The sequence below is a fragment of the Xanthomonas sp. 60 genome (genome assembly GCF_011761925.1).
Window position 1 is genome coordinate 171671 of sequence record NZ_JAASQW010000003.1, and the last position, 9352, is coordinate 181022.

Consider the following 9352-nt stretch of genomic DNA (forward strand, 5'->3'; position numbering starts at 1 on the left):
AGAGCGTCGGCTCTGCGCTGTTTTGCGTTTGGCGGGGGGCGGTGGATAGGCGGGGGACGGCAAGAGCCGCATCCTGCGGGCCTCGTCTCGCGCCATCCATGGCGCTCGACGCCCCCGCCTACCCACCGCCCCCCACCCTCGACAGAAACCGGGCGACCGGTGCCCAGATGCCCGACGCATCCGCTTTGGCTTCGGCTTTGGCTTTGGCTTCGGCTTTGGCTTCGGCTTTGGCTTCGGCTTTGGATTTGGCTTTTGCTTTTCCTTTCTTTTCTCCGCGGCTGGCGCGCGCGGCATTTGTCAGGGCCGGGCGGGGAGGCTGGGTGGGGGCGTTGAGCGCCATGGATGGCGCGAGACGAGGCCCGCAGGATGCGGCTCTTGCCGTCCCCCACCCAGGCTCCCCGCCCGGCCTCCTCAAAAACCGAACAGAAACGTCCAGCCGCGAGGGGCTGTGCCGTTCGCCGCCAACTGGCGCGCATCCAAGGTGCGCAAACCTCCCGAACCACGGACAATGCGCTCATCTGTCGGATTCCCGCTGCAAGGAACACCCCCATGGCCGCACGCAAACCCGCCCCCCGCACTCCCAGAACCCATCCCCTCGAAGTCCATGCCACTGCCACCAAACCCCTCGGCATGGCACCGGCCACCTTCCTGCGTGACTACTGGCAGAAGCGCCCGCTGCTCATCCGCGGCGCCCTGCCGGACTTCGAAACGCCCGTGACGCCCGAAGACCTCGCCGGCCTGGCCTGCGAAAACGGCGTGCTCGCACGGCTGATCGAGCACGACCGTGCCGAGGACGGCTGGCGCGTGCGCACCGGACCGTTCGCCGAATCCATCTTCCCCGCCCTGCCCGAACGCGACTGGACCCTGCTGGTGCAGGACGTGGACAAATGGGATCCGGACGTACGCGCGATGATCGCCCACTTCAGCTTCCTGCCGCGCTGGCGCATGGACGATGTGATGATCAGCTACGCCGCCCCCGGCGGCTCGGTCGGCCCCCACGTCGACCAGTACGATGTCTTCCTGCTGCAGGGCCATGGCCACCGCCGCTGGGAAATCGATGCCAGCGAATCCATCCGCGGCAAGCGTCCACCGCTGGCCTTCCGCCCGGATGTTGAACTGAAGCTGCTGCAGAAATTCAAGGCCACCCACGCCTGGGTGCTCGCGCCCGGCGACATGCTGTACCTGCCGCCCAACGTGCCGCACAACGGTGTGGCCGAAGATGCCTGCCTGACGTTCTCCTTCGGCATGCGGGCACCGTCCTCCTCCGAACTGATCAGCGATTACCTGGACACCCTCGTGGCCGACGCCGACGAGAGCATCCGGTACCAGGATCCAGACCTGAAGCTGCCGGAAGACCCCAACGAGATCGACACGGCCGCGATGAACCGCGTGGTCGCCGCCCTCAACGCCATCCGCATGAACGATCCGGACAAACTCGGCGACTGGTTCGGCCGTTTCATCACGACGTACCGTGCGGCCGGCGAAGTGATGCCCAGCGGACCGGCGGCCTCCACCGCGGAGATCGAGCACGGGCTGGCACACGGGCTGCTGCTCGAACGCCATCCCTGGGCGCGGCTCGCCTGGCGCCGCGCCGCGCGCGGTGCGAGCCTTTACTGCAGCGGCCTGGACCTGACCGTGTCGGTCAAGGATGCCCAGCGGCTGTGCGCGGCCGAGCGCCTCGACGGGGGTGCCTGGCGGGCGCTCTCGGCCAAGGGACGCGCGGCGCTGGAGGAACTGATGGCGCTGGGGTTCTACCAGCTCACCGATCCCACCGCGCAGGACGAGGACGAGGACGAAGACGAGCACAACCTGGACGGCGCCGACCAGGCCGCCGTTGACGTCCCCGTGGTGGTGGACGGCACGGCACAGGTGCAGACGGTCGACAGCAGCGATTTCGACGACGGCGTGCGCGAGGTCAACGTGCATGAGGATGGCATCGAAGTGGTGGTCAGCTTCGATGAGGAGGAGGAGGACGCAGACGAAGCCGGCGCCAGCGACGAAAGCGCACCGACCCCACAGCCGGACGGCAGCGTGCCTCGCCGGGATCACTGACCGTGGCGGCGTTCCGCATCGAACGGGTGGACCATGCCGCGCAGCATGCTGCGCTGCACCGGGTGCGCCACCAGGTCTTTGTGCAGGAGCAGGGCGTGCCGGCCACGCTCGAGCGCGATGCACTGGACGCGGTCTGCGTCCATGCGCTCGCCCGTGACGCGCAGGGCGAACCGATCGGCACCGGCCGGCTGCTGCCCGACGGCCGTATCGGTCGCATGGCGGTACTGGCCGGATGGCGTGGGCGTGGGGTCGGCGAGGCGCTGCTGGAGCACCTGGTGCAGGCCGCCACCAAGGCGGGCCTGGCCCACGTGCACCTTCACGCGCAACTGCCTGCACAGGCGTTCTATGCCCGGCAGGGCTTCCTGCCCGGCGGTGCGGAACTGGTCGAGGCGGGCATTGTGCATCAACCGATGGCCCGTGCTCTGGGCAGCGCCAGCGCCATCGATACGCCCCAGGCCGCTCTCGCCGCGACCACGGCCGTCATCCATCGCGCGCGCCGCCAACTCTGGCTGCACACGCGCCAGCTCGATCCGGGCCTGCTCGACGCCGCGCCGGTGCAGGCCGCGCTGCGTCGCTTCGCCACCCGTCCGCACGACAAGCGCCTGCGGGTGATCGTGCACGACGCCGCTGCGGTGCAGTCGGCCGGCTCGCCCCTGCTGGCGCTCATGCAGCGGCTGCCCAGCGTGATACAGGTGCGCGAACCCACCGATCCGATCGACCGCGGGCTGGCATCGGCCTGTGCGGTCAACGATACCGGCGACTACTACTTTCGTCTCATGGGCAATCGCCTCGACGGCGAGGCCGCCTTCGCACTGCCATCACGTTCACGGCCGCTGGAGGAGCAATTGCAGCGCGTCTGGGACCGTTCCCGGGACTGCAGCGAACTCCGTGCCCTGGGGCTTTGAAGGCACCCTCGCGGCCCAACCTGTCTGCGAGCGGCACGGCGGATGGCAATGCGCCCCAAGCGCGCCCCTTGGCCGCCGGATGGAGGTACAATTCGAGTGTTTGAACGCGCCCGTGCATGGCTATTCATCCAGTCGGCCGGGTACTTCCAGAGCCCTACCCCACAAGCGAATAATCACACTCCATCGTGGATAATCTACTGAAGCAGTTTGCGCAGTCATCGCAACTCGCCGGCGGCAACGCCTCCTATGTCGAGGATCTGTACGAGCAGTACCTCGTCTCCCCGGACAGTGTCGATCCAAAATGGAAGACCTATTTCGACGGCTTCAAGGGCCGCGAAGCAGGTGACATTCCGCACTCGGCCGTCATTGCCCACATCGCCGACGCGGCCAAGAGCGCGCTCAGCGCCGGTACCGGTGAAGGTGGCGGCGACGAGCGCGAGCGCAATGTCGGTCGCCTGATCACCGCCTACCGTTCGCGCGGCCATCTGGGTGCCCGCCTCGATCCGCTCGGCCTGACCGAGCCGACCAATCCGCCCGATCTTGGCCTGCCCTTCCACAGCCTCTCCGAAGGCGATCTCAACGCCGAATTCAGTACCGGTGGCGTGGGTGGCCAGCCGCGCATGAAGCTGCGCGATCTTCTGGCGCGCCTGAAGGCAACCTACACCGGCTCGATCGGCGCGGAGTTCATGCACATCTCCGAGGTCGAGCAGCGCCAGTGGATCTACAGGAAGCTTGAACTCGCCGGCGGCGACTACAAGCTCGATGCGGACACCAAGCGCCGCACGCTGGAGCGCCTGACCGCCGCCGAAGGCCTCGAACGCTACCTGCACACCAAGTACGTGGGCCAGAAGCGCTTCTCGCTGGAAGGCGGCGACTCGCTGATCCCGATGATGGACACCATCATCCGCGACGCCGGCAAGGATGGCGTCAAGGACGTTGTGATCGGCATGGCCCACCGTGGCCGCCTGAACGTGCTGGTCAACACGCTGGGCAAGAACCCGCGCAAGCTGTTTGACGAGTTCGAAGGCAAGTTCGAGCACGACGACCACGCCTCGGCGGGCGATGTGAAGTACCACATGGGCTTCTCGGCCGACGTGGTGAGCGAGGGCGGTCCGGTGCATCTGGCGCTGGCCTTCAACCCCTCGCACCTGGAAATCGCCGATCCGGTGGTCGCCGGTTCCGTGCGCTCGCGCCAGGAACGCCGCAGCGACACCGCCCGCAAGCAGGTCATGCCGATCATCATCCACGGCGACGCCGCATTTGCCGGCCAGGGCGTGGTGATGGAGCTGTTCCAGATGTCCCAGGCCCGCGGTTTCGCCGTCGGTGGCACGGTCCACATCGTGGTCAACAACCAGGTCGGCTTCACCACCTCCAATCCGCAGGATTCGCGCTCCACGCTGTACTGCACCGACGTGGCCAAGATGATCGCCGCGCCGGTCTTCCACGTGAACGGCGACGACCCCGAAGCGGTGGTGTTCGCGGCCAAGCTGGCCTTCGAATTCCGGCAGAAGTTCGCCAAGGACGTGGTCATCGACCTGATGTGCTACCGCCGCTGGGGCCACAACGAGGCCGACGAGCCGGCGATCACCCAGCCGCTGATGTACCAGAAGATCCGCAAGCACACCACGACGCGCGAACTCTACGCGCAGCAGCTGGAGCAGGCGGGCGTGATCGAAGCCGGCGCCGGCAAGGCGATGGTGGAGGCCTACCGCAACAAGCTCGAAGGCGGTGAATACACCACCGAGCTGGCAACCGTGGACAAGACCCCGCCCGACAGCCCGCTGTTCGTGGATTGGCCCAAGCTGCTCGAGGGCAAGCTGTCCGACCAGGTGTCCACCGCGGTCGGCATGGAGAAGCTGACCCAGCTCGCGCAGATGATCACCACCATCCCGGAAACGGTGCAGGTGCATTCCCGTGTGGCCAAGGTATACGACGACCGTCGTCGCATGGCCGCCGGTGAGATCCCGGGCGACTGGGGCTTCGCCGAGAACCTGGCCTACGCCACGCTGCTCGATGAAGGCCACCGCCTGCGCCTGGTCGGCCAGGACGTCGGCCGCGGTACGTTCACGCACCGCCACGCGATCCTGCACGACCAGAACACCGACAGCTATTACCTGCCGCTGCGCCAGCTGGTGGATTCGCCGGAAAAGGCGACCATCATCGACTCGCTGCTGAGCGAGGAAGCCGTGATGGCGTTCGAGTACGGCTTCTCCACCACTGACCCGGGCACGCTGTGCATCTGGGAAGGCCAGTTCGGCGATTTCGCCAACGGCGCGCAGGTGGTGATCGATCAGTTCATCGCCGCCGGTGAAGCCAAGTGGGGCCGTCTGAGTGGCCTGACCCTGCTGCTGCCGCACGGGTACGAGGGACAGGGTCCGGAACACAGCTCGGCACGCCTGGAGCGCTTCCTGCAGCTGTGCGCGCTGGAGAACATGCTGGTGGTGGTGCCGTCCACGCCGGCGCAGGCGTTCCACATGCTGCGCCGTCAGCAGCACCTGACCACGCGCAAGCCGCTGATCGTGATGTCGCCGAAGTCGCTGCTGCGCCACAAGCTCGCTGTTTCGACGCTGGAAGAGCTGGCCAACGGCGAGTTCCAGCACCTGATCGGCGATGCCGGCGCGGACCCGAAGAAGGTCAAGCGCGTGGTGCTGTGCTCGGGCAAGGTGTACTACGACCTGCTGGAAGACCAGACCAAGCGCGGGCAGGACGACGTGGCGATCATCCGCGTGGAGCAGCTGTACCCGTTCCCGCGTGCGCTGCTGGCCGCCGAGCTGAAGAAGTATGGCAAGGCCACCGACGTGGTGTGGACGCAGGAAGAACCGCAGAACCAGGGTGCGTGGTACCAGATCCGCCACCACCTGCAGTTCTGCCTGGCCGATGGCCAGAACCTGCACTACGCCGGTCGCGCGCGCTCGGCATCGCCGGCCGCCGGCCACATGGCTGACCATGTCATCGAGCAGCAGAAGCTGGTTGCCGACGCGCTGGTCAACCCGTTCGACGACGCGGTCGCCGAATAACCCTCCCCCATTCCAGAAAATACGAACCCAGGAAGCTCCTGCATGGCCACCGAAGTCAAAGCCCCGGTACTGCCCGAATCCGTCGCCGACGGCACCATCGCCACCTGGCACAAGAAGGTCGGCGACGCCGTCAAGCGCGATGAAAACCTGCTCGACCTGGAAACCGACAAGGTCGTCCTGGAAGTCCCCTCGCCGGTCGACGGCGTGCTGAAGGAACTGAAGTTCCAGGAAGGCGACACGGTCACCAGCGCCCAGGTCGTGGCGATCATCGAGGAAGGTGCCGTGGCCGAAGCCGCCGCACCGGCCCCCGCCGCTGAAGAAAAGAAGGCCGACGCGGCGCCGGCCAAGGCCGCTGCTCCCGCCGCGGCCGCGGCCCCGGCACCGGCCGGCAAGTCCGCCGCCGACGCCCTGCCCCCGGGTGCCCGCTTCTCGGCGATCACCGAAGGCGTGAACCCGGCCGACGTGGACGGCACCGGCCGTCGCGGCGCGGTCACCAAGGAAGACATCGTCAATTTCGCGCGCAATGGCGGTGCCGGCAAGGCCGCTGGTGCACGTCCGGAAGAGCGCGTACCGATGACGCGCATCCGCAAGCGCATCGCCGAGCGCCTCATGGAGTCGAAGAACTCCACCGCGATGCTGACCACCTTCAACGAAGTGGACCTGTCCAAGGTCTCCGCCGCGCGCAAGGAACTGCAGGACGAGTTTGTCAAGGCGCACGGCATCAAGCTCGGCTTCATGAGCTTCTTCGTCAAGGCGGCCGCCAACGCGCTGCAGCGCTTCCCGCTGGTCAATGCATCGATCGACGGCGACGACGTGATCTATCACGGTTACGCCGACGTCTCCATCGCCGTGTCGACCGACAAGGGCCTGGTCACGCCGGTGCTGCGCAATGTCGAGCGCATGTCCTTCGCCGACATCGAAAAGACCATCGCCGACTACGCCAAGAAAGCGCGTGACGGCAAGCTGGGCCTGGACGAACTGCAGGGCGGCACGTTCACCGTGACCAATGGCGGCACCTTCGGCTCGCTGCTGTCCACGCCGATCATCAACCCGCCGCAGAGCGCCATCCTGGGCATGCATGCCATCAAGGAGCGCCCGATCGCGCAGAACGGCCAGGTCGTGATCGCACCGATGATGTACCTGGCGCTGTCCTACGACCACCGCATCATCGATGGCAAGGACTCGGTGCAGTTCCTGGTGGACATCAAGAACCAGCTCGAAAACCCGGGTCGCATGCTGTTCGGCCTGTAAGGTTCCCGGCCCCTCCGCGTCCGCGCGGAGGGGCGGGTCATTACGCCCGCAGCACCCTGCTCCCTCCCAGGCGCCAGCGCGCCGCCGGCTTCCATGAAGCTCGGGCATGCAACAAGGATCATTTCAATGGCTGAACAATTCGACGTCGTCGTCATCGGTGCCGGCCCGGCCGGCTACCATGCCGCCATCCGCGCCGCGCAGCTGGGCCTCAAAACCGCCTGCATCGACGCGGCCCTCGGCAAGGACGGCAAGCCTGCCCTCGGCGGCACCTGCCTGCGCGTGGGCTGCATCCCGTCCAAGGCACTGCTGGATTCCTCGCGCCAGTTCTGGAACATGGGCCACATCTTTGGCGACCATGGCATCAGCTTCAAGGATGCCAAGATGGACGTCGAGGCGATGATTGGCCGCAAGGACAAGATCGTCAAGCAGTTCACCGGTGGCATCGGCATGCTGTTCAAGGCGAACAAGGTAGCCGCGTACTACGGTTTCGGTGAGCTGCAGCCGGGCAACGTGGTCAAGGTCACCCAGCACGACGGTTCGATCGTCGAGCTCAAGGGCACCAACGTGATCATCGCCGCCGGTTCGGAGTCGATCGAACTGCCGTTCGCCAAGTTCGACGGCCAGACCATCGTCGACAACGTCGGCGGCCTGGATTTCACCGAAGTGCCCAAGCGCCTGGCCGTCATCGGTGCCGGTGTGATCGGCCTGGAACTGGGCAGCGTGTGGAAGCGCCTGGGCGCGGAGGTCACGATCCTGGAAGCCCTGCCGGACTTCCTGGCCGCCGCCGATGCCGAAGTGGGCAAGGTCGCGCTGAAGGAGTTCAAGAAGCAGGGCCTGGACATCAAGCTGGGCGCCAAGGTGTCCAAGGCCGAAGTGTCCGGCACGGGCAGCAAGGCCGAAGTCGCGCTGACCTATACCGACGGCGAGGGCGAGAAGTCGCTGACCGTGGACAAGCTGCTGGTGGCCGTCGGCCGTCGTGCAGCGACCAAGGGCCTGCTGGCTGAAGGCACCGGCGTGAAGGTCAACGAGCGTGGCCAGATCGAGGTCGACGACCACTGCCACACCGGCGTGGACGGCGTGTGGGCGGTCGGTGACTGCGTGCGCGGCCCGATGCTGGCGCACAAGGGCTTCGAGGAAGGCATCGCGGTGGCCGAGCTGATCGCGGGCCTGCCGGGCCACGTGAACTTCGACACCATTCCATGGGTCATCTACACCGAGCCGGAGCTGGCCTGGGTCGGCAAGACCGAGCAGCAGCTGAAGGCTGAGGGCATTCCGTACAAGGCGGGCAGCTTCCCGTTCGCCGCCAACGGCCGTGCCGTGGCGATGATCGAACCGGCTGGCTTTGTGAAGGTGCTGGCGCATGCCGAGACCGATCGCATCCTGGGCATGCACCTGGTGGGCGCGAATGTGTCCGAGCTGGTGCACGAGGGTGTGCTGACGATGGAGTTCAGCGGTTCGGCCGATGATCTGGCGCGAATCTGCCATGCGCACCCGTCGCTGTCGGAAGTGGTGCATGACGCGGCGATGGCCGTGAGCAAGCGCGCGATCCACAAGGCGAACTGATTTTCCAGCGTGTCTGTACGGCGAAAAGCCCCGCTCCGGCGGGGTTTTTTGTGGGTGCGGGGGTGCGGGGGTGGGCGCTGCGAACGGCGGAGCCCCTCGCGGCTGGCGGGGAGGCGGATGCCGCGGTTGGGCCGAGTGGGTGGGCGTTGCGGGGGACGGCAAAAACTGCGTCCTGCGTGCCTCGCTTCGCGCCATCCATGGCGCTCTACGCCCCCGCAACGCCCACCCACCCGGCCTCATACAGTCCACGCGCGTGCCAGCCGCGTTGAAGAAAATAAAAAGCAAAAGCAAAAGCAAAAGCAAAAGCAAAGGCAAAAACAGGAGCTCGAGCAAGATTATCGGCGCCAGTCACCGAGCGGCAAAGTCGCGATCCGCTTCTGCTTTTGCTTTTGCATTTGCTTTTTATTTCATTCAACGCGGCTGGGCGCGCCCGCAGCGTGTCCGAGGGTCGGGCGGGTGGGACGTGCGGGGGCGTGTCGCGCCCAGGATGGCGCGACGCGAGGCACGCAGGACGCAGCCCTTGCCGTCCCCCCCACCCAACCGCAGAGCCCACCCATGAAAGAC

General features: G+C 66.6%; 6 protein-coding genes. 5 read left to right on the top strand and 1 reads right to left on the bottom strand.

All coding sequences use genetic code 11. The features are described 5' to 3' along the window. Positions 1-118: 118 nt before the first annotated feature. Positions 119-340, bottom strand: coding sequence for a hypothetical protein (locus FHY09_RS07740; RefSeq protein WP_166925553.1), 222 nt, complete (start codon positions 338-340; stop codon positions 119-121). Positions 341-549: 209 nt separating this feature from the next. On the opposite strand from FHY09_RS07740, the gene FHY09_RS07745 reads away from it, so the two are divergent. The 5 genes from FHY09_RS07745 to lpdA all read left to right on the top strand — a co-directional run bounded on the left by FHY09_RS07745 (position 550) and on the right by lpdA (position 8788). After that, positions 550-2052 (top strand): cupin domain-containing protein, encoded by a 1503-nt coding sequence (locus FHY09_RS07745; protein WP_166925838.1) that lies wholly within the window; start codon positions 550-552, stop codon positions 2050-2052. 2 nt (positions 2053-2054) lie between these two features. Beyond that, positions 2055-2957, top strand: a complete 903-nt coding sequence (locus tag FHY09_RS07750) for a GNAT family N-acetyltransferase (RefSeq protein WP_456362737.1) — start codon at positions 2055-2057, stop codon at positions 2955-2957. Positions 2958-3142: 185 nt separating this feature from the next. Further along, positions 3143-5974 (top strand): 2-oxoglutarate dehydrogenase E1 component, encoded by a 2832-nt coding sequence (locus FHY09_RS07755; RefSeq protein WP_166925840.1) that lies wholly within the window; start codon positions 3143-3145, stop codon positions 5972-5974. Between the two features lie 42 nt (positions 5975-6016). After that, on the top strand, positions 6017-7225 hold the full coding sequence (sucB, locus tag FHY09_RS07760) for a dihydrolipoyllysine-residue succinyltransferase (RefSeq protein ID WP_166925842.1): 1209 nt from the start codon (positions 6017-6019) through the stop codon (positions 7223-7225). A 126-nt stretch (positions 7226-7351) separates the two neighbouring features. Further along, complete coding sequence (gene lpdA / locus FHY09_RS07765; protein WP_166925845.1) at positions 7352-8788, top strand: dihydrolipoyl dehydrogenase; 1437 nt, start codon at positions 7352-7354, stop codon at positions 8786-8788. The last annotated feature ends 564 nt before the right edge of the window (positions 8789-9352 follow it).

What these genes read in the sequence shown, in the direction of transcription:
- FHY09_RS07740 (WP_166925553.1), bottom strand. Translation starts at nt 340, where the DNA reads ATGGCGCTCAACGCCCCCACCCAGCCTCCCCGCCCGGCCCTGACAAAT.
- FHY09_RS07745 (WP_166925838.1), top strand. Translation starts at nt 550, where the DNA reads ATGGCCGCACGCAAACCCGCCCCCCGCACTCCCAGAACCCATCCCCTC.
- sucB (WP_166925842.1), top strand. Translation starts at nt 6,017, where the DNA reads ATGGCCACCGAAGTCAAAGCCCCGGTACTGCCCGAATCCGTCGCCGAC.
- lpdA (WP_166925845.1), top strand. Translation starts at nt 7,352, where the DNA reads ATGGCTGAACAATTCGACGTCGTCGTCATCGGTGCCGGCCCGGCCGGC.